Below are 26,299 nucleotides of genomic sequence, written 5' to 3'. Positions count from 1 at the left end.
CCTTTATGGGCTTCTCGGCGTTGCGGGAGAAGAGGGGGCGGGTGATAAATCCTCAAAATGATCCGTACGTCCGGCACCGAGGAACTGAAGAGTCCCTGTCTGCTGGTCCATGAAGGCGCCTTCTGCATCCTGTGTGCCGAAGGGCCCTTCGGCATGGACCCAGTCATGCGTGGCGATGACCTGCTGGGGCAGGTCAATATCGGCTGAAGGGCTGTTCAGCAGGACGCCGTCACTGCGGTAGATCACGACATGGCCGTTCAGTGTCAGCGTCTGTTCGTGCTGGAGATACATGCCGCTATCCGCCCGGGCATGGACCCACTGATGATTGTGCAGCAGGATGTCTGCCTCAGGCTCGGTCATGTCGATGCGGTCCGGCTCGCTCTGGCGGGCAATGCGGGATGTGATGGTATAGGGGCGGTCCTGCGAATCAAGATCGTGGTAGGCGGCATGTTCCATCATGCCGCTATCCGTATGGGCATGACGCATGCTGGCCAGAATGGCGCTGTTCTGGTGGATCAGATGATTGATTTCCGGCCATATGGCGACCGAGAACAGCAGGAACATCGCAAGACCGGGGAGACCCCATTTGGCCCGCTTCAGCAGCAGGCTCCGTCTGGCCATGGCTTCGGCTGAAGGGGGCGTGCGCCGTCTGGCCATGCTTTCCTGTCGCATGGCATCCAGCTGGCGGGTCTTTTCCAGACGGTCCGGGTCAAAATCTTCCCGGTTGGGCTGCGGTGCGTTCATGAGAGACCTGCCCGCAGGAGATCATGCAGATGAAGAATCCCGACAGGGCGACGCTCTTCATCCAGAATGAAAAGACTGTTCACGGGGACAGGGCGGTCATTCATGAGGTGCCGTATGTCCTGAGCCCGCATGTCTGCCGTGCCCGTCAGGGGCGTGCGGTTCATGATCTCCACGGCCGTGGTGTTGTCGAGATCACGGTCCAAAGCGGGGCGGAGGTCACCATCGCTGATGAGCCCGGCAAGGCGGCCTTCGTCATCCAGAATGCCGATGCAGCCGAAACTCTTGTGGGTGATTTCCAGAATCACGGCACGGAGGGACATGTTTTCATGGCCCAGTGGCATGTCCTGCCCTGTATGCATGAAATTGCTGACGGGGCGGAGCTGGGCACCCAGCGTCCCTGCCGGATGCAGGAGACCGAAATCATGCGCATTGAAGCCACGGCGTTCCAGCAGGGCGATGGCCAGCGCATCCCCCAGGGCCAGCTGGAGCAGGCAGGAGGTCGTCGGGGCCAGTCCCATCGGGCAGGCTTCCGGCGCGGCAGGGAGGATGAGGGGAATCTGCACCGACTGGGCCAGTGTCGATGAGGCCCGTGTCGTAAAGGCGATCTGCGTGAGATTCAGGCGGGCTGCATGAAGCAGGACTGGCGCCAGCTCGTTGGTCTCGCCGGAATTGGAGAGATAGAGGATGACATCATCGGCCTCTACCATGCCGAGATCCCCGTGGGCGGCTTCGGCAGGATGAAGGAACAGTGATGGTGTTCCCGTGGAGGCCAGGGTGGCGTTGATCTTGCGACCGATATGGCCGGATTTCCCCATCCCTGTCAGGATGAGGCGGCCTTTCATGGACAGTATGGCAGTGAGAGCGGCTTCAAACCCTTCCTGCATGGGGCCACGCAGGCACGCCTCGAGCTGCTCAAGCCCCTGACGTTCTGTCTGGAGGGCACGGCAGGCGGTCGAGAGGGAAGATGAGGTCATGGAGCAGCTATGTCAGGCACGATGGGCGAAAATGTCCGACACATCATAGCCCAGAAGATCCAGCTTTGCACGGGCAGGGAGGAAATCATAGCAGCTCTGCGCAAGATCACGCCGCCCTTCCCGGATGAGCATGGCTTCCAGCTTTTCCCAAAGGGCATGGAGATGCAGCACATCGGAGGCTGCATACTGGCGCTGCTCTTCTGTCAGCGTCGGGCTGCCCCAGTCGGAGCTCTGCTGCTGTTTGGACATCTCGACGCCCAGCAGCTCCCGGCTGAGATAGGCAAGGCCATGCCGGTCCGTGAAGGTATAGACAAGACGGGCGGCAATCTTCGTGCAGATGACGGAATTCAGCGTGATGCCGAGATAATGCTGGAGAACGGCCACGTCGAACCGGGCAAAATGCATCAGCTTGGTGACAGAACTGTCCTGAAGGAGCGCCTTGAGGTTGGGGCAGTGCCCGTAGCCACGCCCGCCCAGATGTTCCGGCACGAACTGTACGAGATGCGCCTGACCATCCCCGGCGGAAATCTGCACGAGGCAGAGGCGGTCCCGGTGGGGGTTGAGTCCCATGGTCTCGGTATCAATGGCGATGGAAGAGCCCAGCTCAAGATTGTCCGGGAGGTCGCCCTCATATAGATGAATGGCGTTACGCGGAGTGCTCATAGATTCACCGGATTTTCTGAGAGGGGACAATTCTGCCCTGCATGTCAGGGGAGAAAGCCTTGGTGCCCAGAAGAAGACTCGAACTTCCACGTCCTTGCGGACACAGGCACCTGAAGCCTGCGCGTCTACCAATTCCGCCATCTGGGCATAAAGCTGTAAGAGGAAGCTGTCTCCGTGAGGAAGCCGCCTCAGCTCTGTTGAGGATGCTTTTACGGCGCAGGAGGGGGGACGTCAATGAGGAAAATGCGTCCTTTTGAAAAAAAACGAATGGAATGATGTCAGGGTGACAATAGGTCCGTTTCGGACTTATTTTGTAAAATGAAAATGACAATCATGCGCATTTTCAGGATGTTATGATGCTCATTAGGTAAGCGGTACTGTCTGGTCTTTTATGGTTGAGCTGTTTAGTGCTGGGGCGACAAGGACCATTCTGCGCTTCACGGTGCAGGCAAGACAGGGATTGATGTCATAATGGCTGAACAGATGCTGCGGTTCGTAAACTGCTCCCAGAAACTCCCGGACAAACGCTCGGCTGCCGAGAGACGGAAGGATTTTGGCGAGATTTACGCCGGGTTCAGCCCTCAGAGGGCGCAGGAGCAGGCGTCACGCTGTTCCCAGTGTGGGATTCCGTACTGCACGGTCCACTGCCCGCTGGGCAATGTCATTCCCGAATGGCTGCGCCTGACGACGGAAGGGCGGCTGAAGGAAGCCTATGAACTTTCCTCCAGCACCAACAGCTTTCCGGAAATCTGTGGCCGCATCTGTCCGCAGGACCGTCTCTGTGAAGGGAACTGTGTCATCCGTCCGGGTTTCAGCAGCGTGACCATCGGGGCCGTGGAGCGGTATGTTACCGAGACGGCCTTTGCGGAAGGCTGGGTCCTGCCCCGTCTGCCCGCCGAGGAAACAGGGCAGAGCGTGGGGATTGTCGGGTCCGGCCCGGCCGGTCTTGCCTGTGCCGAGCGTCTGCGGGCCGCAGGGCATGAGGTGCACGTCTATGAACGGCAGGAAAAACCCGGCGGGCTGCTGATGTACGGGATTCCGGGCTTCAAGCTGGACAAGAGCGTCGTGGAACGTCGCTGGAAGCTGCTGGAGGAACAGGGAATCATCTTCCATCTGGGGCAGTCCGTCGGGCATGGCGATGGTGCTCTGCCTCTGGAGGAACTGCGTCAGCGGCATGATGCCGTGTTTCTGGCCACGGGTGTGTATCGTGCCCGGCAGGTGAAGGGGCCGGGGGCCGGTCTGGCCAACGTGGTGGAGGCCCTTCCTTACCTCAAGGCCTCCCAGACGGAGCATGAGACTGCTGGCCTGACAGCGAAAGGCAAACGTGTCGTGGTGCTGGGGGGCGGTGATACCGCCATGGACTGCGTCCGCACGGCCATCCGGCAGGGGGCGAAGGAAGTGGTCTGCGCCTATCGTCGGGACCGTGACAACATGCCCGGCTCCCGTCAGGAGGTTCTCAATGCGGAGGAAGAGGGAGCCCGCTTTGAGTGGATGCTGACACCGGAGGCCTTCCTTGGCGATGACAGGGTGAAGGCCGTCCGCCTGCGGGAGATGCGCCTCGGGGCAGCTGATGCGGCGGGCCGCCGGGCCGTGGAGCCGACGGAATCGACTCGTGAACTGAAGGCCGATCTGGTCATCTGTGCGCTGGGGTTCGAGCCGGAAGACCTGCCGGACCTCTGGAACCGGCCCGACCTTGCCGTGACACGGTGGGGCACGGTGGAGGTCTCCGGCAGCGGGCATGAAACCAGCCTGCCGGGTGTCTTTGCCGGTGGGGACATCGTCCGGGGGGCGAGCCTCGTCGTCTGGGCCATCCGGGACGGGCGGGACGCCGCCGATTCCATCATGAACCATCTGTCTGCCGGGGCTGCCCGGACCGCAACATCTGTCGGGGAGTGTGCCTGATGACCACCATGAACGAAACCACGACCATGACATCCGCTCCGGAAACGGCGCAGGACTTCGTGAAGGCCTATCAGGCCAATGTTGAACGGCTGGAAGGGCTGTATGACCCGGCGCAGGAGCATGATGCCTGTGGTGTGGGGCTTGTGGCGGCGATGGATGGCAGGCCCAGCCGTGCCGTGGTGCAGGCGGGCATCGAGGCCCTGGGCAACATCTGGCACCGTGGTGCCGTCGATGCTGATGGCAAGACGGGGGACGGGGCTGGCATCCATGTGGAAATCCCGCAGAATTTCTTTGAGGATGCCATCCATAATGCGGGTGACCTGCGGATCGAGGGACGCATCTCCGTCGGGATGGTCTTCCTGCCCCGCACGGACCTGGGAGCGCAGGAACGCTGCCGCCAGATCATCGAGACGGAAATCCTGCGGTTCGGCTATGGCATCTATGGCTGGCGTCAGGTGCCGATTGATACGGCCTGCATTGGCGAGAAGGCCAACGAGACCCGCCCCGAGATTGAGCAGATCATGATCCGCAACACGCTGGGGCGTGATGAGGAAACGCTGGAACGGGACCTCTACGTCATCCGTCGTCGGATCGAGCAGGCGGCGACACGGGCACAGGTGGAGCTGTACATCTGCTCCCTGTCCTGCCGTTCCCTCATCTACAAGGGCATGTTTCTGGCGGAGAACCTGACGGATTTTTACCCGGACCTGCTGGATGAACGGTTTGTCTCCCGTTTTGCCATCTATCACCAGCGTTATTCCACCAACACCTTCCCGAAATGGAAGCTCGCCCAGCCTTTCCGCAAGATCGCCCATAACGGGGAGATCAACACGCTCTCCGGCAACGTCAACTGGATGCGGGCGCATGAGACACGGCTGAGCAGCCCGGTGCTGGATGACTACATGGAGGCCCTCAAGCCGGTCGTGCAGGTGGCGGGGTCCGACACGGCCGCTCTGGACAATGTCTTCGAGCTTCTGACCTTCGCTGGACGGACGGCACCATCGGCCAAGGCCCTGCTGATCCCGGCAGCGGCGGGGGCGAATTCTTCCCTGTCCGCCCGGGCCAAGGCATTCTACCGCTACTGCAATGCCGTCATCGAGCCGTGGGACGGTCCGGCGGCCCTGTGCGGGACGGATGGCCGCTGGATCATCGCCGGTCTGGACAGGGCCGGTCTGCGGCCGCTGCGCTACAGCATCACGAAGGACGGGCTGCTGATCGTCGGGTCCGAGACGGGCATGGTGCGTGTGCCGGATGAGGCCATCGCCCTGCGTGGGCGGCTCGGGCCGGGGCAGACCCTTGCGCTGGACCTTGATGAAGCCCGTTTCTACACGCCGGATGACGTGCTGGACATGCTTATCAACCGGCAGGATTATGAAAGCTGGATCAGGGACGGCATCGAGGATGTCGGGCCGCTGATGGCTCGGGTGACGGAACCGGACGGCATTGATGCGGAGACGCTGCGCCGTCGCCAGCTGGCCGTCAACCTGACCTATGAGGACATGGAGGCCACGCTCCAGCCGATGGTGGAGAATGGCAGCGAGGCTCTGGCCTCCATGGGGGATGACACGCCGCTTCAGGTGCTGTCCCGGCATTATCGGGGGCTGTCCCACTATTTCCGGCAGGGATTCAGCCAGGTGACGAATCCGCCGATCGACAGCCTGCGGGAAACACGGGCCATGAGCCTGGTGACGAGGCTGGGCAATCTGGGCAACATCCTTGCCGAGGAAGCGGGCCAGTGCCAGCTTCTCCAGCTTTCCAGCCCCATCCTGACGAATGGCGAATTCAGCCGTCTTCAGGAGATGTGCGGCAGGCAGGGTGAGGTCATCGACTGTACCTTCCCGCTGGCCGAGGGCGAGGACGGGATGCGGGCGGCCCTGACGCAGATATGCCAGAAGGCCGAGGATGCCGTGCGGGGTGGCTGTGCCCATCTCTTTCTGACCGATGAACACGCCACGGAGGACCGTGTGGCGGTTCCCATGGTGCTGGCCGTGGCGGCCGTGCATGTCCATCTCACCAATCACAGCCTGCGGACCTTCACCTCCGTGAATGTCCGGGCCTCCGATGTGCTGGACGTGCACAGCCTCGCCGTGATGGTCGGAGTGGGGGCCTCCACGGTCAATCCGTGGCTGGCCCAGCAGAGCATTGCCGATCGTCTCCAGCGGGGGCTGTTCGGAAAGATGACCCTGCGGCAGGCCATGGAGCAGTACCGCAAGGCCGTGGACAAGGGGCTGCTCAAGATCATGTCCAAGGCGGGGATTTCGGTCGTCTCGGCCTATCGTGGCGGGTACAATTTCGAGGCGATCGGCCTCTCCCGTGCGCTTGTGGCCGAGTTCTTCCCCGGCATGGCGTCCCGCATTTCGGGCATCGGCCTGCCCGGTATCGCCCGGAACGTCATCAAGGCGCACAGGCAGGCATGGCAGCCCGCCAACGTGTCTCCGCTGCCCATCGGGGGGCGGTACAAGATCCGCCCGGGTGGGGAGGCGCACTCCTTTTCGGCCAGTGCGGTCCACATGCTTCAGACGGCGGTGCAGGCCAACAGCTACAGGCTCTTCCGCCGTTATGCGGACGCTCTGGAGGCGCAGGAGCCGGTCGCCCTGCGTGATCTGCTGGATTTCCGTTCCAGCGCACGGTCCATTGACGTGGATGACGTGGAAGGCATCACCCAGATCCGCCGCAGGCTGGTTGCCCCGGGCATCTCCCTCGGTGCGCTGAGTCCGGAAGCGCATGAGACGCTGGCCATCGCCATGAACCGCATCGGGGCGAAGTCCGATTCCGGCGAGGGAGGCGAGGACCCGGCCCGGGCCACACCACGGCCCAACGGGGACAATGCGTCCTCGGCCATCAAGCAGGTGGCGTCCGGCCGCTTCGGCGTGACGGCGGAATATCTCAACAATTGCCGGGAGCTGGAGATCAAGGTCGCACAGGGGGCCAAGCCGGGTGAGGGAGGCCAGCTTCCGGGCTTCAAGGTCACGGAGCTGATCGCCCGTCTCCGTCATGCCACGCCGGGCGTCACGCTGATCTCGCCGCCGCCGCATCATGACATCTATTCCATCGAGGACCTTGCCCAGCTGATCTACGACCTCAAGCAGATCAACCCGGAGGCGACCGTGACGGTGAAGCTCGTGGCACGGACGGGCATCGGGACCATCGCTGCCGGTGTGGCCAAGGCCAAGGCTGATGCCATCCTGATCTCCGGCCATTCCGGCGGGACGGGGGCCAGTGCCCAGTCTTCCATCTATTATGCCGGCCTGCCGTGGGAAATGGGGCTGAGCGAGACCCATCAGGTGCTGATGCTCAACCGTCTGCGCCACCGGCTGAAGCTGCGTGTTGATGGTGGAATCAAGACCGGGCGTGACGTGGTGATCGCCGCCATGCTGGGGGCCGAGGAGTTCGGCATCGGTACGGCGGCCCTCGTGGCGATGGGCTGCATCATGGTGCGGCAGTGCCATACCAATACCTGCCCTGTCGGTGTCTGCGTGCAGGATGAGGAGCTGCGGAAGAAGTTCGAGGGCACGCCGGAGAAGGTCATCAACCTGTTCACGCTGATCGCCGAGGATGTCCGCAACATTCTGGCCCGTCTGGGATACCGCTCCCTTGAGGAGATCATCGGCCGGACGGACCTGCTCCATCAGGTCTATCGTGGCTCGGATTATCTGGATGATCTGGACCTCAACGCCCTGCTGGTGCAGGCGGATACGGGCGGCTTTGCCCGTCACTGCACGCTGGAGGGCCGCAATGAGGTCCCGGACACGCTGGATGCACAGATCATCGCCGATGCGCAGCCGCTGTTCGAGCGGCGGGAGAAGCTGCATCTGCACTATATCGTCCGCAACACGCATCGTGCGGTGGGGACGAGGCTGTCATCCCTCATCACCCGTCGCTTCGGCATGGCCAGCCTGCCGGAAGGGCATCTGACGCTCTCCCTGCGTGGGTCTGCCGGTCAGTCCCTTGGGGCCTTCGCCGTACAGGGGCTGCGCATCGAGGTGGAAGGTGATGCCAACGATTATGTCGGCAAGGGCCTCTCCGGGGCCACTCTGGTGCTGCGGCCCAGCAGTGCGACACCCTGCGCCACGGAGAAGAATTCCATCATCGGCAACACGGTGCTTTATGGTGCGACGGCGGGAGCACTCTTTGCCGCCGGGCAGGCCGGGGAACGGTTCGCCGTGCGGAACTCCGGTGCCGTGGCCGTGGTGGAAGGCTGTGGCTCCAATGGCTGCGAATACATGACAGGCGGTACGGTCGCTGTTCTGGGCAAGGCCGGGGACAATTTCGGGGCAGGTTTCACGGGTGGTACGGCCTATGTGCTGGACCGTGATGGCGACTTTCCGAAACGGGTGAATCACGACACGGTCATGTGCCAGCCCGTGACGGCCAGACGGTGGAAAGATGAGCTGCGGGGCCTCGTGGAGCGGCACGAGCGTGAGACGGGCAGTGCCTATGCGGCGGATATCCTGCACCACTGGGAGGAGGTTCTGCCGAAATTCTGGCATGTCGTGCCGAAGGATTATGCCCGCATCATCGGGTATGAGGAGGCCGATCTCAGAAGCCTGTCAGCCTGACAGGGGCCACCCGGGCAGGGCTGCGGGGCTGGAGGATGGACCGTGACAGAAAAGGGAGTTTTCACAGCCCCCTCGCTTGGCTAGTCTGCAGGGATGATGACATCATTTCTCAAGACACGCTCCTTTGCCCGTCTGCCGGAAGGCAGGCAGGTTTCCGCCCCGGAAGGTGAGGCGGCTGCGCCCGTGGCCGCCCCCCGCTGGGACCTTTCCGACCTCTATGCCTCCCCGGAGGACCCAGCCATTGAATCGGATTTCGTCCGGCTGGACCATGAGGCCCGGACATTTGAAAGCCGCTGGAAGGGTACGCTGGGCAAGGCCTCTCCGGCCGATCTGGCCCATGCCCTCCAGGGCTATGAGGTGATCGAGGAGGGGCTGGGGAAGATCGGCTCCTATTCCCAGCTTCTCTTTGCAGCCCACACGACCGACCCCGCCTGTGGCCGTTTCGCCCAGAGCGTGCGGGAACGTCTGACCGCCATTTCAGCCTTTCTGCTGTTCTTCCCGCTGGAGCTGAACCGGCTGGATGATGCAGCCCTTGAGAAAGGCTTCAGCGAGAATGCGGAGCTGGCCTCATGGAAGCCTTATCTGCGGGACCTGCGGGTCTTCCGCCCCTATCAGCTTTCCGATGAGGTTGAGCGTGTTCTGATGGACATGGCCGTCTCTGGCCGGAATGCGTGGGTGCGGCTGTTTGACGAGACCATGGCCGGGCTGATGGTCTCCTTCGAGGGGAAAGAGCAGCCGCTGGGCGACGTGTTCAATTACATGACGGACAGCGACCGGAAAAAGCGGGAAGGGGCGGCCAGGGCCATCAGTGCCACGCTGGCAGCCAACAACAAGCTGCTGGTGGGCATCACCAACACGCTGGCCAAGGACAAGGCCACGATTGATACCATGCGGGGTTACCCCCGGCCTGTCAGCAGTCGCAACCGGGCGAACATGGTGGAAGACGAGGTGGTGGATGCGCTGGTGGATGCCGTGCAGTCGTCCTTCTCCCGTCTCTCCCACCGTTATTACGGCATGAAGGCCCGCTGGCTGGGGCTGGACAAGCTGGAACACTGGGACCGCAATGCCCCGCTGCCCGATGTGCAGGACAGGCGGCTGAGCTGGGATGAGGGCAAGGCGATCGTCCAGCGTGCCTATCAGGATTTTGATGAGGAGATGGGCCGCCATGCCAGCACGTTCCTCAACAACCCGTGGATCGATGCGGCAGCCGTACCGGGCAAGTCTTCCGGGGCGTTTGCCCATCCGGTCGTGCCCTCCGTGCATCCTTATCTGCTGATGAACTATCATGGCCGTCCCCGTGACGTCATGACGCTGGCCCATGAGATGGGGCACGGCATCCATCAGATGCTGGCCGGGAAGAAGCAGGGCTATCTCCGTTCCGACACGCCGCTGACGCTGGCCGAGACGGCCTCTGTCTTCGGGGAGATGCTGACCTTCCAGTCCCTGCTGGATGCGGAGAGTGATCCGAAACGCCGTCATCATCTGCTGGCCTCCAAGGTGGAGGACATGCTGAACACGGTCGTGCGGCAGATCGCCTTCTACCAGTTCGAGGTGCAGGTGCATGATGAACGCCGCAGGGGAGAAATCCCTGCCGAGCGTCTTGGTGAAATCTGGCGGGACGTGCAGACACGCAGCCTTGGCCCGGCCTTCAGCTTCACCCCGGATTATGACCTCTACTGGTCATACATTCCGCATTTCATCCACTCGCCCTTCTACGTGTACGCCTATGCCTTTGGCGACTGTCTGGTGAATGCGCTTTATGGCGTGTATCAGGACAGCCCGGCAGGCTTTGCGGAAAAATACAAGGAGATGCTTGCCGCCGGTGGCACGTTGCGCCATCAGGAGCTGCTCGCACCGTTCGGGCTGAATGCCGGTGATCCGTCCTTCTGGAACCGTGGTCTGGATGTCATTTCCGGGCTGATCGACCAGCTTGAGGCTGAACCGGCTGCATGAGGATGAAAGCCGGCCTGCACGCCATGCAGGCTGGCACACTGCCTGACAGGGCAACAGGTAAGGGTTGAGATCATGGCACGTGAACGTGACATCGACAGGACGGGCTTTGTCGATAACATGCAGCGCATGTTCCGGGCCTCCAGCATGGTGGGGGGTGTTGCGGCCCGCATGGCCGGGCACAAGCTGGGCCTGCGGAGCAACACGACCAGCCATGCGGAGGAGCTGCGGGCCGTTCTGGGCAACCTGAAAGGCCCGATGATGAAGGCTGCCCAGCTTCTCTCGACCATTCCCGGTGCCCTGCCTGATGACTATGCCGAGGAGCTGGCCCATCTCCAGGCCAATGCGCCGCCAATGGGATGGAACTTCGTCCAGCGGCGGATGAGGGCCGAGCTGGGGGCGGGGTGGGAATCCCGCTTCCGGTCTTTCAGCCATGAGGCCGTGGCGGCGGCGTCACTGGGGCAGGTGCATCGTGCGGCTCTGGCCGACGGGCGGGAGGTGGCCTGCAAGCTGCAATATCCCGGCATGGCGGGAGCCATGGAGCAGGACCTCCGGCAGCTGAAGCGGGGTCTGGGCGTGTTCAGCCTCGTGGGTAATGCCATCCGGCAGGATGAGGTCTATGCCGAACTGGCCGAACGGATGCGGGAAGAGCTGGATTACACACGGGAGGCCAGCCACCTGCGGCTCTACAGGCTCATGCTGGCGGACGTGCCGGAAGTTACCGTGCCTGCCCCCGTACCCGGGCTGGTCACGGAACGGCTGCTGACGATGGACTGGGTGGGGGGCCGCTCCATGAAGTCCGTGCTGGAGGAACAGCTCCCGCAGGAAGAGCGCAACGCCATTGCGATTGCGCTGTTCAAGGCCTGGTACAGGCCCGTCTATCATTATGGTGTCGTGCATGGTGACCCGCATATGGGCAATTTCACCGTGCGGCAGGATGGTGGGCTGAACCTGCTGGATTTCGGTTCCGTACGCATTTTCTCGCCCCGGTTTGTCGGTGGTGTCCTGTCTCTCTTCGATGCCCTGCGGGATGGCGATGAGGAACGGGCCTACGAGGCCTATCATGACTGGGGCTTCAGGGACATTTCACGGGAGCGGGCTGCCGTGCTCAATGAGTGGGCACGCTTCTTCTATCGTCCTCTCATGACGGATGAAATCTGCAATGTGGAAGAGAGCAACAACCCGCAGGAGGCCCGCCGGGTGCTGGAGCATGTCTATGACGGGCTGAAGCGCACGGGCGGCATCACTCTGCCACGGGAATTCGTTATGCTGGACCGCTCGGCCATCGGGCTGGGCAGTGCCTTCCTGCGGCTGGGAGCACGGGTGAACTGGCACCGGCTCTTCATGGAGCTGACGCAGGATTTCAATGTGGATGTTCTGGCGGCCCGGCAGAAGGATGCCCTGCGGAAGGCGCAGGTCCAGCCCGCCAGATGAAGGCAAGGCCGGACGGGTGAGCATACCGGTCCGGCCTTGCCTGTCAGGATGGGCAGGGAACTGTCAGCGGAAGAATTTGCTCAGCAGGTTGCCGCCGATTTCCTGGATCACGTCCTGCTGGAGGGCCTTGCCGAAGCTGGCGAAGCCGCTGCTCTGCTCACCGGAGCTTTCGCCCCCGTTTTTCTCGCCGAGATGGCTCACCAGACCGGCCAGCTGGCCGACGAGGTCTCCGGCATGGCCCTGGCCATTCTGGAAGATGGAGGAAATCTGCTGGAGGCTCGCAGCCCATTCCCCGGCCTGTGCGTCGCCATTCTGCGAGGCGTCCTGCATCTGGCCGATCAGCCGGTCAATCAGCTGGAAGGCCTGCTGCGCCGTGTTGCGGAACTGCGTGTAGCTCTGCTCGATCTGTTCGATATCCATAAGGTTCTGACCTTTTTGTGGAAGTGGAGCCTCATTGGGCAGTGAAGAGGCGGTGTGATGGTAAACGACCCTGTAAAAACTGCCAGTCTTTTTATGAGGAATGAACAGCCGGAAACGGGTGGCTCCATTTATTCCGTCAGAGGCATCTTGTGGTGGCAGGAACATGCTCCCATCTAGGGGCCATGGCAGTTTCTTCGTCGTCCCGCAAAAAGAAAAAACCGGTCGCGCCCCGTCAGACGGATTTTTTCCCTGAAAAACAGCCCGCCAAACCGAAGACCAACCGGTTTGTCGTCAAATCGGATTACGAACCCTCCGGGGACCAGCCGCAGGCGATTGCCGCCCTGCTGGACGGGTTGCAGGCCGGGGAGCGGGATCAGGTGCTGATGGGTGTGACAGGGTCGGGCAAGACCTTCACCATGGCCAAGGTGATCGAGGCGGCGCAGCGGCCCACGCTCATCATGGCTCCCAACAAGACCCTGGCGGCCCAGCTCTATAGTGAGATGAAACAGTTCTTCCCCGACAATGCGGTGGAATATTTCGTTTCCTACTATGATTACTATCAGCCGGAAGCCTATGTGCCCCGCTCGGATACCTTCATCGAGAAGGACAGCCAGCGCAACGAGCGCATAGACCGGATGCGCCATGCTGCCACGCAGGCCCTGCTGGAAAGGAACGATGTCATCATCGTGGCCTCCGTGTCCTGCATTTATGGTATCGGCTCGCCCGAATCCTATGCCCGCATGAAAATCCGCCTCGTGCCGGGGGAGATCATCGATCGGGACGACCTGATCCGCCATCTGGTGGAGCTGCAATACCAGCGGAATGATCTGGCCTTCGAGCGTGGGTCATTCCGGGTGCGGGGGGAGCAGGTGGACATTTTCCCCATCCAGAACGAGGACAGGGCGTGGCGTGTCATGCTCTTCGGGGATGAGGTGGAAAGCATCACCGAATTCGACCCGCTGACGGGGGAGAAGACGGCTGATCTGGAAGAGGTCAGCCTCTATGCCAGCTCCCATTATGTGACGCCCCGCCCCACGCTCAATCAGGCGATGGTCAGCATCAAGGATGAACTGCAGGACCGCATCCAGTATTTCAGGGACAAGGGAAAGCCGCTGGAGGAAGAACGCATCCTTCAACGGACCAATTTTGATCTGGAAATGCTGGAAACGACAGGCGTCTGCAAGGGAATTGAGAACTACTCCCGCTATCTTTCAGGTCGCCGTCCCGGTGATCCGCCGCCAACCCTCTTTGAGTATCTGCCGGAAGATGCCCTGCTGATCGTGGATGAAAGCCATGTCGGTGTGCCCCAGATTGGCGGGATGGAACGGGGAGACCGTGCCCGCAAGGAAACGCTGGCAGATTTCGGGTTCCGTCTTCCCTCCTGTCTGGATAACCGGCCCCTGTCTTTTTCGGAGTGGGATGCCTTCCGGCCGCAGAGCATCTTCGTGTCCGCCACGCCGGGGCCGTGGGAGATGGAACAGACGGAAGGCGTGTTTGCCGAGCAGATCATCCGTCCGACCGGCCTGACAGACCCCATCACCATCATCCGACCCGTGGAAGGGCAGGTGGACGACCTGCTGCATGAGGCCAGGGCGACCATTGCCGAGAATGGCCGTGTCCTCGTCACGACCCTGACCAAGCGCATGGCTGAGGACCTGACGGAATATCTTTCCGAACATGGCGTGAAGGTGCGGTATCTCCATTCCGACATTGATACGCTGGAGCGCATGGAGATCATCCGGGACCTGCGGCTGGGGGCCTTTGATGTTCTTGTGGGCATCAACCTGCTGCGGGAAGGGCTGGATATTCCCGAATGTGCCCTTGTGGCGATTCTCGATGCAGACAAGGAAGGCTTCCTGCGGTCCCGCACCTCTCTTGTGCAGACGATCGGCCGAGCCGCTCGCAACGTGAATGGCCGTGTCCTGCTCTATGCGGACAAGGAGACGGACAGCCTGCGTTACGCCATCGAGGAAACGGCCCGCCGCCGGGAAAAGCAGATGGCCTGGAACGAGGCGCACGGCATCACGCCGCAGACGGTCCGCAGCCGCATCAGCGACACGCTCTTTCAGGAAGAGCTGGCGGGCAAGGAAGCTCCGCCGGAGTCTGATCCACAGCTCACCATTGACGATCTGCGCAAGAAAATGCGTGAAGCAGCAGCTGAGCTGGACTTTGAACAGGCCGCCGCCCTGCGGGACGAGATTCACCGGCGGGAGGCCAGCGACATTGGCCTCATTGCTCCGGCCCCGGCAGCTTCGCAGGCCAGACAACGCAAGACGACCAGACGGAAAAAGAAGGACTGACCATGCTGGAACTCAAGAGAGACGGGCAGAGCCTGACCATCCTGCCGGAGACGGGGGCTGCCCTTGGCCAGTGGCAGGTGCAGGGGCATGACATGCTCCGTCCGGTCGCCAATCCGGCCCTGCGGAACCAGAAGGGCGTGGCCGTGGGGGCCTATCCTCTGCTGCCCTATGTCAACAGGATTGCAGACGGCCATTTTGCCTTCGGGGGAGAGGAGCACAGGCTTGTCCCCAACATGGAGGGCTGCCCGCATCCCATCCATGGCAATGGCTGGGAGCATGAATGGCAGGTGGCGCACAGAACGGACAGTCACGCCATCCTGACTTTCGATCACACGCCTTCTGATGATGAAGCCGGTCGGGGGGAATGGCCCTATGCCTATCGGGCCGTCATGTCCTACGAGCTGCGGGCGGACGGGCTGCATGTCTCCATCGTGATCCGGAACAGCGATACGGTCGATCAGCCGGTCGGTCTGGGGTTCCATCCTTTCTTCCATTCGGAGGCCAAATCCCGCCTGAAATTCGCAGCGGACTCGGTCTGGCTGACGGACGGTCACGGCCTGCCGACCGAAAAAAAATCCTGCGAAGGTGAGTGGGATTTTTCGAAAGGGCAGGCCCTTGAGGAGCTGAAGCTGGATAACGGGTTTGCCGGGTTTGCCGGTCAGGCCCGGCTGGAGCAGCCCGGGGGGCTGCCAGACCTGACGGTGGAAGCGGACCGGATTTTCTCGCATCTGGTGGTCTTCTCCCAGCCGGAGGAGGGCTATGTGGCCATCGAGCCGGTCACGAGCATGACGGATGCCCTCAACAGGCCGGAGATCGCCGGGCGTGGCGTGCATGTGCTGGCACCGGGGCAGAGCCTTGGCGGCATGATCCGCTTCCGTGCTGATGTCTCACGTCGTCCGGCGGAAGGCTGACGCCGCATGGCCGCCGAGAAGATTGCCCTGCACCGTTATCTTTCCCCACAGGGTGCGGCCCGGATGCGGGCTGAGCTGAAAGAGCTGACCCAGAAGGAGCGGCCGCAGGTCGTGGAGGTCGTCTCATGGGCGGCGAGTAATGGCGACCGTTCGGAGAATGCGGACTACCAGTATGGCAAACGCCGCCTGCGGGAGATCGACCGGCGCATCCGCTTCCTGACGAAACGGCTGGATCAGGCCGTGATTGTGGACCCGGCAGCCCAGACCAACCGGAACCGTGTCTTCTTCGGCGCCACCGTCTGCTATGCGGATGAGGAGGACCGTCATTATACCGTGACGATCCTTGGCGTGGATGAGTCCCGGCTGGAGCATGGGGAGGTCAGCCTGCAGGCTCCGGTGGCCCGTGCTCTCATGAAAGCTGCCGTGCATGATGAGGTCACCATGCAGACACCATCCGGCCCTGTCCTTGTGGAAGTGCTGTCCATCGCCTATCCAGACCCGGCCTGATATGGTGGGGGCCTGAAAGAAACCGTTCGGTCCTGAACTGCTTTTGCGGAGTTATTCTTATGGTCCAGTCCTCTTCCTCCCGGCGGCGTGTTGCCGTGCAGATGGACCCGCTGGAAGACATCAACATTGATGGTGATTCCACCTTTGCCCTGATGCTGGAAGCCCAGCGACGTGGGCACGAGCTGCATGTCTATCACCCCACCACCCTGTCCCTGCTGGAAGGAAAGGGCACGGCAGGCCGTCTTCAGGCCCGGAGCCGCAGGGTGACCGTACAGCGGAAGAAAGGCGATCATGCTGCCTTTGGCCCGGAGGAGGTTCTGGACATCGGCTCATGTGATGTCGTGCTCATGCGGCAGGACCCGCCTTTCGACATGGGCTACATCACGGCCACCCACATGCTGGAGCATGTTCATGGCACGGGCGAGGGGCAGGCCCTCGTGGTGAATGATCCGGTATCCGTACGCAATGCACCGGAGAAGCTGCTGGTCACGCATTTTCCCCAGCTCATGCCGCCAACGCTGGTGACGTGGGACCGGGAGGCGATTGCCGCTTTCCGGCAGAAGCACAGGGACATCATCCTGAAGCCGCTTTATGGCAATGGCGGAGCGGGCATCTTCCGGGTGAAGGAGGATGACGAGAATTTCTCCTCCCTGCTGGAGATGCACTTCTCCCGCTCCCGTGAACCGCTGATGGTGCAGCGTTATGAGCCTGCCGTGCGGCTGGGGGACAAGCGCATCATCCTTGTGGATGGCGAGCCGATCGGGGCAATCAACCGTGTTCCTGCGCAGGGTGATGCCCGGTCCAACATGCATGTCGGCGGCCGTGCCGAGCGTGTGGAACTGACGGACCGTGACAGGGAAATCTGCCGGACCATTGGTCCGTACCTGAAGGAACATGGCCTCATTTTCACGGGGATTGACGTGATCGGGAACTGGCTGACGGAGATCAACGTCACCTCCCCGACGGGCCTACAGGAACTGGACCGTTTTGATGGCATCAACAGTGCCGGGATGATCTGGGACTGCATCGAGGCCCGTCTTTCCTGAAAGGAAACATGGAAGCGGCCTGGCCCTATGGTCAGGCCTTTCACCTGTTTGGTGTCTGGTCCGTTTTCCGTGTTACGGTCTCGTGGGGAGGCTCTTCCGGTGATGTGGAGCCGTCCTCTGTCCTGGCATCTTTTTCAGGGTCGGAAGGATAGAGATTGTCCCGGAATGGAATGGGTACGCCATCAGAGAAATATCCATTTTCCACCTTCAGGTCCCTGGATGGTCTGTCCCGGCTGAACCTGTTGATGAGCCATGGAAACAGTCTTTCATGGTAATAGACGACATAAAGGGCCACCCAGAAAAACAGGCAGAGAAGGGCCAATATGAGATCGAGATGCTTCATCATGTGATCCAGTCATGAGTTCTGGTTCTGTTCTGGACAGGTAGACCAAATTTTTTCGCATAATATCGTCAGAATACCTTGTCAGCCAAGGGCGTTGGGGGGCAAGAAAGGGGCGGACTGATCGGTATCAGTAGCGATAATGCTCCCCGCTTTGTTGGGGGCAGACAGTTGAGGCTGCATTTTCATGGTGTCTTCCCTTAAACCCCGTTCTTCCCTCGATGCTGACAGCGTACGTGATGCCTATCGCCGTTGGGCCCGCATGTACGACAAGGTTTTTGGCGGTGTATCTGCTTTCGGGCGACGGCGGGCCGTGGCGGCTGTCAATGCGCTTCCGGGCACGCGTGTGCTGGAGGTGGGAGTTGGAACCGGGCTGGCCCTTCCTTCCTACAGGTCCGACAAACGCATTACAGGAATCGACCTCTCGGAAGACATGCTGGCCCTTGCCCGGGAGCGTGTGAAGAGGGAAGGTCTCCGTAATGTTGATGAACTTATGGTGATGGACGCCGAACATACCACCTTTGCCGATAACAGCTTTGATATCGCCGTCGGCATGTTCGTGGCCTCTGTCGTGCCTCATCCGGACCTGCTTCTGGCAGAGTTGAAGAGGGTGGTGAAACCGGGGGGACACATCCTTTTTGTCAACCATTTCCTTGCCCGTGGGGGCCTTCGGCTGAAGGTGGAGAAGGTCATGGCCCGGGCCTCCCGTGCGCTGGGCTGGCATCCTGATTTTGCCATTGAATCCCTGCTTCCACCGGAGGATATGGCCCGGGCGACCATCGTGCCCGTCCCTCCGGCGGGTCTGTTCACCCTCGTGACATTGCCGCCTGAGAAGACTAAGTAGGGGAAATCCATCTGCCTTCGAGAAAGGCAGATGTTTCATGGTGGCAACAGGCTGGCGGAATAGAGTGACTTCAAGGCCGTTATTTCAGACAGTATCTTCATCCCGTCATGGGAGAAGCGGTGGGGCGTTTTTTCTGCTGGCGTTGTTTGCTGGCATGTTGGGGGGCGCCATGGGGTTGCCTTTCCTGCATGTGCATCCGTCTCCTGGTGTCGTTGTGTCCCATGCCGTGCTGATGACATTTTATGTTGTATGCCCGGCTTTTCTGGGCGGGATGGCCCGCTGGTTCCTGCCGGACCTGCTGAAAGGCGAGGGCATGGCTCTGCCGTTTGCGGTCCGTACCGGTTTTGGCGTGCTGGCTGTAGGTGCCTTTCTGCTGCCGGTCATGCCGTTTGTCGGGCTGGCTCTCTGGAGCATTGGCGTGCTGGCGCTGGCTTTCAATGTGCTGGCCACGGTTCTGGAGATGCGGTCCATCCCCTTCCGTGATTGTCCGCCGCTGGTCTGGGCGTTTCTGGCCAATGCTCTGTCTGTGCTCATCATCGCTCCCGTTCTGCTGGCTTTTCTGCTGCGGAGTGGTCTGGCTGGTGCCGGGCCTGAAGCCCTTCTGACGGTTCTGCGTGGCAGTGTGGAAATGACCCTGCTGAGCGTGCCTTCGCTTGGCATCATCATGGCTGCTCTTCTGCCCGGGCAGAAGAAGCAGGGGTGGGTACCCCGCTGTGCTCCCCATGCGTTTGGCGTCATGGGTGTGGTGCCTGTTCTGCTCTGGGCTGACCATCTCTTCGGCGGGTTTCCGTCATCGGTTTACAGTGCTGGATTGAGCATCGGGCTAGGGGTTCCCTGTCTGGTTCTTCTCGTAGCCTTTGCCAGGGATATATGGCGTACTGCCCTGCCATCGGGGCCAGTGGCGGCCTGGGCTTCCGGTGGGCTTGTATTGCTGCTCGCTGGCTGGGCCGCCATGCTGACCGAACCAGTCTGGGGCATACAGGGGGTGCCGCCGGGGGCCTTCGTTCTGGGGGCGGCAGGGCATCAGCTTGTGATGTTCGGCAGCCTTCTTGCTCTCAGTGCAGCTTTCTATGGCTGGTGCGGGGCCAGACTGGCACGGTGGGGGCGATCTTTTTCCATTTTTGGCATGATTCATGCTTTCATCACGTTTGTCGGGGCGCTCTGTTCCATTCTGCCGCAGCTGGTCGTGCCTGCCGTGCTGTTGATGGGCTGCAGCCTGCTCATGTTCGCCCTGTCTGCCGGAATGGTCTGGTATGGCCTGCTGGTAGAGCGGACCCAGGGGACAATGGGGCTTTTTCCTGAAGAGTAAGGTGTTTTTCCATGCAGGCATCATCCGGTCTTTCGGCCTCTCCACTGGCCCGTTTTCTGGGGGCGCTGCGTGTCGAGGGACATGCTGGTGATACGGCTCTGCAAGATTGGGTGGCGCTGCTCAAACCACGAGTGATTTCACTTGTGGTCTTCACCGGGTTGGCGGGCATGGCCGTAGCGCCGAAATGGCCGTCCGTACCTGTCGGGCTGGTTATCATTGCCTGCATCTGCATCGGGGCCGGTGCGGCGGGTGCCATCAACATGTGGTATGATCGTGACATTGATGCGATCATGAAGCGGACCCGCATCCGTCCTGTTCCCGGAGGGCGGGTCGAACCAACGAGTGCGTTGGTTTATGCGGTTGTGCTGTCGGTAGCCTCCGTTGTGCTGCTCTGGTTGGCGACCAACCTGCTGGCGGCAGGGATTCTGGCTTTTTCCATCTTTTTTTATGGTGTGATCTACACCATGTGGCTCAAGCGCAGCACGCCGCAGAACATCGTGATTGGCGGTGCAGCCGGAGCTTTTCCCCCCATGATCGGTTGGGCAGCGACGATGGGATCGCTGGACGTGCTGCCGGTGGTGATGTTCGCCATCGTCTTTCTGTGGACGCCTCCGCATTTCTGGTCGCTCTCCCTTTATGCGTGCAAGGATTACGAGAGTGCGGGCATCCCCATGCTGCCAGTCGTGAAGGGCGCACGCCATACACGCTGGCAGATCGTCATCTACACTTTCATTCTGGGCGCCGTGTCTCTCGTGCCGAGCGTGGTCGGGCAGTGTGGCTGGTTCTACACGGTCTGTGCCAGCCTGCTGGACCTCGGTTTCATCTATTACGGCCTGCGGGTCCTGTTCGACAGACAGGATGAGAAGGGGAACAGCCTGACGAAAGATAAACCGGCCCGTCATGCGTTTCGCTATTCACTGGCCTATCTGTTCTTCCTCTTCTGTGGCCTTCTGATTGACAGGGTTCTTCTGGCATGAGCGATCATAACACTCCTTCCCGCCGCCAGGGCCGTCTCTTCGGCATCGTTCTCGGGCTTTCCTTTTTCACGCTGGCCCTGTTCGTGGTGGCTTTGTACCGACTGTGACGTCTTCTCGTAGATGGGAAAGAAAAACCCCGCCTGCCTGTCCATGAAAGGTTCAGGCAAGCGGGGTTTTTCTTTCAGGTGAGGGCGGCTGAGAGGCAGGGTGGCTGCCTCTCGCCCAGGGGAGTGGTCACCCGGCCTGCTGGATGGCGGAGAGGATCCAGTTGCCCCGGCCATCGGCACGGAGGAAGGTCCAGAGTTCCGTGATGGTCTGGCGTTCGGTTTTGCTGCCGTCCAGAACATTGCCCATGCTGTCGGTCGTGACATCAATGGCGGAATATTGCAGGGCCACGGTGGCGTAGGTGATTGTGCCTTCCCGCCAGGCTTCGGCAAGGTCACCCCGCAGGAACTGGATATCAGAGACGATGTTGCGGGCACCACGGCTTGTCAGCTCGGAAAGCTGGTTGTTGAAGTAACTGACCATTTCAGGCGTCGCCATGCGCTGGAGGGACATCATGTCCTGTGCGCTCCAGGCAGCCTGTACGTTTATCAGCAACTGCTGGAAGGTGCTGTAATCATCAGGCGTCAGGGTCACGCCCTGCGAAGGAGCCTGCTGCGGCTGGCTGGTGAAGGGGGAGGAAGCGCCACCGGCTGCACCAAACAGGCCAGAGCCACCTGCATTGCTGGACATGGTGTTGTTGGAAGACCGTTTCCGCCAGAGTTTGATGAGGAAATTGATGATGAAGGCAACGACCAGCACCTGAATGAGGAAGCCGAAGAAGGACCCGCCGCCCCCGCTGAAACCGCTGAAGAAGCCATGCCCGCTCAGCATTCCGAACAGCCCGGCCCCAAGGAAGCCACCAGCCAGCCCGGTCAGAAAGGGGTGCCGCATGGCAAAGGGTGGTCGCATGCTGTTGCCGAAGTTTGGCCGACTGAAGCCGCTCTCCGGTGCCGGAGAGGCATAGGACGGCGTGCGGGGCGTCATGCTGCGGTCCATGGGCCGGGTCCAGTTGGGGGTGAGGCTGGTGCGGGGCGGGGGGCTATAGGTGCGGGAGCCCCGGCTGCCCAGGGAAGACCCCATGCCAGCTCTGGCATCGGCAGCCGGAGCAAGGGCAAAGAGTGGCAGGCACAGGGCTGCCGCTGCTAGGGGGAAAAGACGAATACGCATAATCTGGTCAGTCTCCAGCAAGACTCATCTGGTCAATACGGATGGTTGGGGCGTGATGGCCCGTCATCAGGTTGAGGTCATTGGCGGGGATGAGCCGCGCAAACATGTCAAGCAGATTACCTGCCACCGTGATGCCTGATACAGGCTCGGCAATCTCGCCATTGCGGATCATGAAGCCTGAACCGCCCCGGCTGTAATCGCCTGTCAGCATGTTGATGGCGTTGCCCATCAGTTCGGTGATGAGCACACCCTCCCTGATATCACGTCTCAGTTCTTCAGGGGAGTGGGTGCCCGCATGAAGGAACAGGTTGGACGGACCGGGGTGGACATTGCCCCCGCCGGTCCGGTTGGCCCGGCCATTGCTGGCGGGCAGACCCAGCCTGCGGGCACAGCGGCTGTCCAGCAGCCAGTGGCGAAGCTGCCCGTCTTTCACAAGGTCCAGCGGCAGGCAGGCCGTGCCCTCACCATCAAAGGGGCGGGAACCGGCAAGACGGGGCAGGGTCGGGTCATCGGTGATGGTGACGCCAGACCCAAATACCGCTTCATTCAGCCTGTCCTTGAGGAAGGAAGTCCCCTGCACGATGGCGGATCCATTGATCGCCCCAGCGAGATGCCCCAGCAGGGAGCCGGACACGCGGGGGGCGAACAGGACCGGATAGAGGCCCGTTCTGGGGCGGGTAGGGTTCAGCCGGGCAAGGGCACGGCGGGCCGCCTCATGGCCCAGCCGGGCAGGATTTTCTAGGTCGGCCTGATGCACGGCACTGTGCAGGGCATAATCCCGTTGCATCCCTGTTCCTGTTCCCGCCAGGACGCTGACGCCACAGCTGTGGCCGCTGCGCTGATACTGGCCGGCAAAGCCGGCACTGGTGGCCAGGGCGATGTCCTGAAGGGTCGTGCTGGTTGAGGCACCACTGCTGTTGGTGATGCCTGCATGTGAGAGGGCTGCGTCTTCCATCTCACGGGCTCTGTTCAGCAGGGCCGGCGTATCCGGCGTGCCAGAGGGGTCGAGCAGGTCGAGCTTTGCAATCGTGCTGGCAGGAACAGGCATGAGCGGTTCGTCTGCCAGACCGTCATCAGGGGATGGAGGAACGACCCTGGCCATGGCACAGGCCCGTTCTGCAAGCTGTGAGAGGGCTTCCGGCGTTACGTCATTGCCGGAGACCGTGGCCACACGGCCCTGATGGAAGACACGCAGCCCGAGGGACAGGCTCTCCGCATGGCGGAGGCCTTCCGCCTGACCCTGCCGGATCATGGCGGAGCGGCTCCGGCCACGGAGCATGACCGCATCGGCATGGTCGGCACCGTGCTGGCGGGCAAACTTCAGGGCGGCCTCAAGATGGGGGAGCAGATCGGTCATGCGGATTTCAGTGCGGCGTGGATGGCATCTGGCCCGGGGATGTTGCGGGCTGGTCCCATGGTGGTCAGCGTCGGAGCCCCGTTGAAGATGGTCCGGGCCATGGCCAGGACGTCCTCTTCCGTTACGGCATCGATCTTGCGGATCATGTCGCTGGTGGAAATGATGCGGTCATGGACCTGGATCTGGCGGGCGATCTGGGCACAGCGGCTGCCTGTGCTCTCCAGCGACATGAGCAGCGAGGCCTTGAGCTGCGTGCGGGCACGGTCCAGTTCTTCCTTGCTGATTCCCTTCTGGAGGGTGCTGAGCTCAGTCAGGGCGGCAGGAATCAGTTCGTCCGTCTTGTCTGGCCCGGTCCCGGCATAGAGGCCGAACATGCCGCTGTCCGCAAAGGGGCTGGCAAAGGTGTAGACGCTGTAGACGAGCCCGCGCCGCTCCCGGATTTCCTGGAACAGACGGGACGACATGCCACCTCCCAGCAGGGTGGAGAGGATCATGGCACTGTAATAGCCTTTTTCCCGATAGCCGGGGGCGGGGAAACCCAGCAGGAGGTGGACCTGGTCCAGCTTGCGGTCCGTCTGCTTTATCCCGCCGACATACCGGCCCGGTACGGCCTGTGGTGGCGTGTGCGTGGGCAGGTCGGCAAAATGGGTACGGACGAGGTCGACAACCTCATCATGGTGGAGATTGCCCGCTGCGGCGATGACCATGTTCTGCGTGCTGTAATGCTCATGCATGTAGGCCATGAGCGTCTCCCGGCTCATGCTGGCGATGCCATCTTCCGTGCCAAGGATGGGGCGGCCCATGGGCTGATCGGGGTAGGCACATTCCTGGAAATGGTCAAAGACGATGTCATCAGGCGTATCATTCGCCTGACCGATTTCCTGAAGGATGACACCACGTTCCCGCTCCACTTCTTCTGGCAGAAAGGTGCTGTGGGTGAGGATGTCGCCGATGAGGTCCACGCCAAGTGGCAGATCATCCTTCAGCAGCTTGACGTAATAGGCTGTATTCTCCCTGGCCGTGTAGGCGTTGAGATAACCGCCCACATTTTCGATTTCCTCGGCAATGCGGATGGCAGAACGACGCCCTGTTCCTTTGAAGGCCATATGCTCGAGAAAATGGGCTGCTCCATTGGTGGCTTCGCTTTCATGGCGGGTGCCAGCAGCCACATAGGCTCCGAACGAGACGGTTTCGACACGCTCCATCCGTTCCGTCACGATGTTGAGGCCATTTTCAAGAGTCGTACGTCTGATCTGTTCGCTCATGCAGTTCTGCGTGTCCATGATGTGAGAAGAAGCGGAAAGTGTTTGCAATATGGGGTGCCGGGAGTCTTTTTCCAGTCCCCCCGTTTTTCACGGGGCAGACGGAAAAGGGGACAGCCTGACAGGGCCATCCCCTTTTGCCCATGTGTAGCAGCCAGCGCAGGACTCAGCGTCCGCGATGCGCCCGGACAGCCGCTTTGACCTTTTCGAGGTCGTTGGGAAGAACCTCATAACGTTCCTTGCGGGAGAAGAGGTCTGCCAGATGCGGCGGCAACTCCGGATGGATGCCGGTTGCTTTCTTTACGGCATCGGGGAACTTGGCCGGGTGGGCCGTGGCGGCGGCCACCATCGGCACGCCTGCTTCACGGAAGCGCCGCCCCGCTGCCAAGCCGATGGCGGAGTGAGGGTCTGCCAGATAATGGCTTTCAGCGTAAAGTGCCTTCATCGTGGCGGTCGTCTGCTCGTCACTCAGGGCAACGCCGTGGAAAGTTTCCCGGATCTGCTCCCAGGCGTCATGTGGCACGGCCATGCAGCCCGTCTGCCGGAATTCTTCCATGATGGCACGGCAGCGGTTGGGATCACGGCCCAGCATCTCGAACAGCAGACGCTCGAAGTTGGACGAAACCTGAATGTCCATGGAGGGGGAGAGGCTCGGCTCCACCTGCCGCTTCGTCATGTCGTTGTTCAGAAGGAAGCGGGTCAGGATGTCGTTCCGGTTGGAGCCGACACAGAGATGATCGACAGGCAGCCCCATCTGGCTGGCCACCCAGGCGGCCAGGATGTTGCCGAAGTTGCCGGTTGGCACGGCGAAGGAAACCGGGCGGTCCGGCCCACCAAGAGCGAGGGCGGAGCGGACATAATAGGGAATCTGGGCTGCAATGCGGGCCCAGTTGATGGAGTTGACGGCGGAGAGGGCGCAGTCCGTACGGAAGGATTCATCGGCGAACATGGCTTTGACCATGTCCTGACAGTCATCAAAGTCGCCTTCCACGGCGATGTTGAGGACGTTGTCCTCCAGCACTGTGGTCATCTGGCGGCGCTGGACTTCCGACGTCCGGCCATGGGGATGGAGAATGACGATGGACACATGTTCCCGGCCACGGAAGGCCTCGATGGCGGCGGATCCTGTATCGCCCGATGTGGCACCGACAATGGTCACATGGTGGTTGCGCTGTTTCAGTACATGTTCGAAGAGGCGGCCAAGCATCTGCATGGCCATGTCCTTGAAGGCGAGCGTCGGGCCGTGGAACAGCTCCAGCGAAAAGAGACCATCCTCCACTTCCACCAGCGGTGCTACGGCGGCGTGGTCGAATTGTCCGTAGACGTCGTGCGCCATGGTACGGAGTGTGTCACGGTCTATGCTGCCCTCGGTGAACAGGCCGATGACCTCTGCCGCAAGGTCGGCATAGGAGAGGGTGCGCCAGCCTGTCAGGGTCTCGCGGGGGATATGCGGCCAGTGATCGGGCATGTAGAGCCCGCCATCACCAGCCAGACCGCTGAGCAGAATATCGGAAAAGTCGGGGGCAGCGGCATCCAGTGTGCCGCGGGTAGATCGATAACGCATGCCCTCACTATATCACCGAAACGC

The 26,299-nt window shown here is 61.4% G+C and carries 20 protein-coding genes and 1 tRNA gene; 11 read left to right on the top strand and 10 right to left on the bottom strand.

Going from position 1 to position 26,299, the window contains the following annotated elements; all coding sequences use genetic code 11:
* Window positions 1-3: 3 nt before the first annotated feature.
* The 4 genes from lptC to CO583_RS02895 form a co-directional block, all read right to left on the bottom strand.
* Entirely contained in the window at window positions 4-744 is a 741-nt protein-coding gene (gene lptC, locus CO583_RS02910; RefSeq protein ID WP_249103121.1) for an LPS export ABC transporter periplasmic protein LptC, read from the bottom strand.
* Complete coding sequence (locus tag CO583_RS02905) at window positions 741-1,718, bottom strand: SIS domain-containing protein (RefSeq protein ID WP_043560609.1); 978 nt, start codon at window positions 1,716-1,718, stop codon at window positions 741-743. Before CO583_RS02905 ends, lptC begins: the two co-directional genes overlap by 4 nt.
* A gap of 12 nt (window positions 1,719-1,730) precedes the next feature.
* A complete protein-coding gene (locus CO583_RS02900; protein WP_043560607.1) occupies window positions 1,731-2,381 on the bottom strand; it encodes a ribonuclease D in 651 nt (216 codons plus the stop codon).
* Between the two features lie 60 nt (window positions 2,382-2,441).
* Window positions 2,442-2,528, bottom strand: a tRNA-Leu gene (locus CO583_RS02895).
* Window positions 2,529-2,852: 324 nt separating this feature from the next.
* Between CO583_RS02895 and CO583_RS02890 the strand changes: the two genes are divergently transcribed.
* The 4 genes from CO583_RS02890 (at window position 2,853) to CO583_RS02875 (ending at window position 12,226) form a co-directional block, all read left to right on the top strand.
* Complete coding sequence (locus CO583_RS02890) at window positions 2,853-4,283, top strand: NAD(P)-dependent oxidoreductase (protein ID WP_248630412.1); 1,431 nt, start codon at window positions 2,853-2,855, stop codon at window positions 4,281-4,283.
* Window positions 4,283-8,842: a glutamate synthase large subunit gene (gene gltB / locus CO583_RS02885; RefSeq protein ID WP_408902052.1), complete on the top strand. Its 4,560-nt coding sequence runs from the start codon at window positions 4,283-4,285 to the stop codon at window positions 8,840-8,842. The genes CO583_RS02890 and gltB overlap by 1 nt, the downstream gene beginning before the upstream one ends.
* Before the next feature lie 93 nt (window positions 8,843-8,935).
* A complete protein-coding gene (locus tag CO583_RS02880; RefSeq protein WP_248630413.1) occupies window positions 8,936-10,795 on the top strand; it encodes a M3 family oligoendopeptidase in 1,860 nt (619 codons plus the stop codon).
* A 72-nt stretch (window positions 10,796-10,867) separates the two neighbouring features.
* Window positions 10,868-12,226, top strand: a complete 1,359-nt coding sequence (locus CO583_RS02875) for an AarF/ABC1/UbiB kinase family protein (RefSeq protein ID WP_043560600.1) — start codon at window positions 10,868-10,870, stop codon at window positions 12,224-12,226.
* Between the two features lie 63 nt (window positions 12,227-12,289).
* On the opposite strand, the gene CO583_RS02870 is transcribed toward CO583_RS02875, so the two are convergent.
* Window positions 12,290-12,646 (bottom strand): hypothetical protein, encoded by a 357-nt coding sequence (locus tag CO583_RS02870; RefSeq protein WP_081563028.1) that lies wholly within the window; start codon window positions 12,644-12,646, stop codon window positions 12,290-12,292.
* Window positions 12,647-12,828: 182 nt separating this feature from the next.
* Between CO583_RS02870 and uvrB the strand changes: the two genes are divergently transcribed.
* From uvrB to gshB, 4 genes are read left to right on the top strand one after another with little or no spacing between them, the layout of a single operon-like run.
* On the top strand, window positions 12,829-14,946 hold the full coding sequence (gene uvrB / locus CO583_RS02865) for an excinuclease ABC subunit UvrB (RefSeq protein ID WP_052349096.1): 2,118 nt from the start codon (window positions 12,829-12,831) through the stop codon (window positions 14,944-14,946).
* Between the two features lie 2 nt (window positions 14,947-14,948).
* Entirely contained in the window at window positions 14,949-15,857 is a 909-nt protein-coding gene (locus CO583_RS02860; protein ID WP_248630414.1) for an aldose 1-epimerase, read from the top strand.
* 6 nt (window positions 15,858-15,863) lie between these two features.
* Entirely contained in the window at window positions 15,864-16,364 is a 501-nt protein-coding gene (gene greB, locus CO583_RS02855) for a transcription elongation factor GreB (protein ID WP_043560592.1), read from the top strand.
* A 59-nt stretch (window positions 16,365-16,423) separates the two neighbouring features.
* Complete coding sequence (gene gshB / locus CO583_RS02850) at window positions 16,424-17,410, top strand: glutathione synthase (RefSeq protein ID WP_081563030.1); 987 nt, start codon at window positions 16,424-16,426, stop codon at window positions 17,408-17,410.
* 40 nt (window positions 17,411-17,450) lie between these two features.
* Here the strand turns inward: gshB and CO583_RS02845 are convergent, their stop codons facing one another.
* Entirely contained in the window at window positions 17,451-17,756 is a 306-nt protein-coding gene (locus CO583_RS02845; RefSeq protein ID WP_248460483.1) for a hypothetical protein, read from the bottom strand.
* Window positions 17,757-17,937: 181 nt separating this feature from the next.
* Between CO583_RS02845 and CO583_RS02840 the strand changes: the two genes are divergently transcribed.
* The 3 genes from CO583_RS02840 to CO583_RS02830 all read left to right on the top strand — a co-directional run bounded on the left by CO583_RS02840 (window position 17,938) and on the right by CO583_RS02830 (window position 20,880).
* Window positions 17,938-18,594, top strand: a complete 657-nt coding sequence (locus tag CO583_RS02840; RefSeq protein ID WP_103765432.1) for a class I SAM-dependent methyltransferase — start codon at window positions 17,938-17,940, stop codon at window positions 18,592-18,594.
* A gap of 169 nt (window positions 18,595-18,763) precedes the next feature.
* Window positions 18,764-19,903, top strand: a complete 1,140-nt coding sequence (locus CO583_RS02835) for a hypothetical protein (protein ID WP_248630415.1) — start codon at window positions 18,764-18,766, stop codon at window positions 19,901-19,903.
* Between the two features lie 11 nt (window positions 19,904-19,914).
* A complete protein-coding gene (locus tag CO583_RS02830; RefSeq protein WP_081563033.1) occupies window positions 19,915-20,880 on the top strand; it encodes a heme o synthase in 966 nt (321 codons plus the stop codon).
* Window positions 20,881-21,114: 234 nt separating this feature from the next.
* Here the strand turns inward: CO583_RS02830 and CO583_RS02825 are convergent, their stop codons facing one another.
* The 4 genes from CO583_RS02825 to thrC all read right to left on the bottom strand — a co-directional run bounded on the left by CO583_RS02825 (window position 21,115) and on the right by thrC (window position 26,275).
* Window positions 21,115-22,092 carry a TIM44-like domain-containing protein gene (locus CO583_RS02825; RefSeq protein ID WP_043560579.1) on the bottom strand — a complete coding sequence of 326 codons (978 nt, stop codon included), beginning with the start codon at window positions 22,090-22,092 and terminating at the stop codon, window positions 21,115-21,117.
* 7 nt (window positions 22,093-22,099) lie between these two features.
* On the bottom strand, window positions 22,100-23,449 hold the full coding sequence (locus tag CO583_RS02820) for a TldD/PmbA family protein (RefSeq protein WP_248630416.1): 1,350 nt from the start codon (window positions 23,447-23,449) through the stop codon (window positions 22,100-22,102).
* Window positions 23,446-24,714 (bottom strand): pitrilysin family protein, encoded by a 1,269-nt coding sequence (locus CO583_RS02815; protein WP_248630417.1) that lies wholly within the window; start codon window positions 24,712-24,714, stop codon window positions 23,446-23,448. Before CO583_RS02815 ends, CO583_RS02820 begins: the two co-directional genes overlap by 4 nt.
* A gap of 163 nt (window positions 24,715-24,877) precedes the next feature.
* On the bottom strand, window positions 24,878-26,275 hold the full coding sequence (thrC, locus tag CO583_RS02810; protein ID WP_043560577.1) for a threonine synthase: 1,398 nt from the start codon (window positions 26,273-26,275) through the stop codon (window positions 24,878-24,880).
* Window positions 26,276-26,299: the final 24 nt, after the last annotated feature.

The organism is Parasaccharibacter sp. TMW2.1882 (genome assembly GCF_023337635.1).
In the GTDB taxonomy this organism is placed as follows: Bacteria; Pseudomonadota; Alphaproteobacteria; order Acetobacterales; family Acetobacteraceae; genus Bombella; species Bombella apis.
This window is presented reverse-complemented; position numbering and strand designations above follow the sequence as displayed.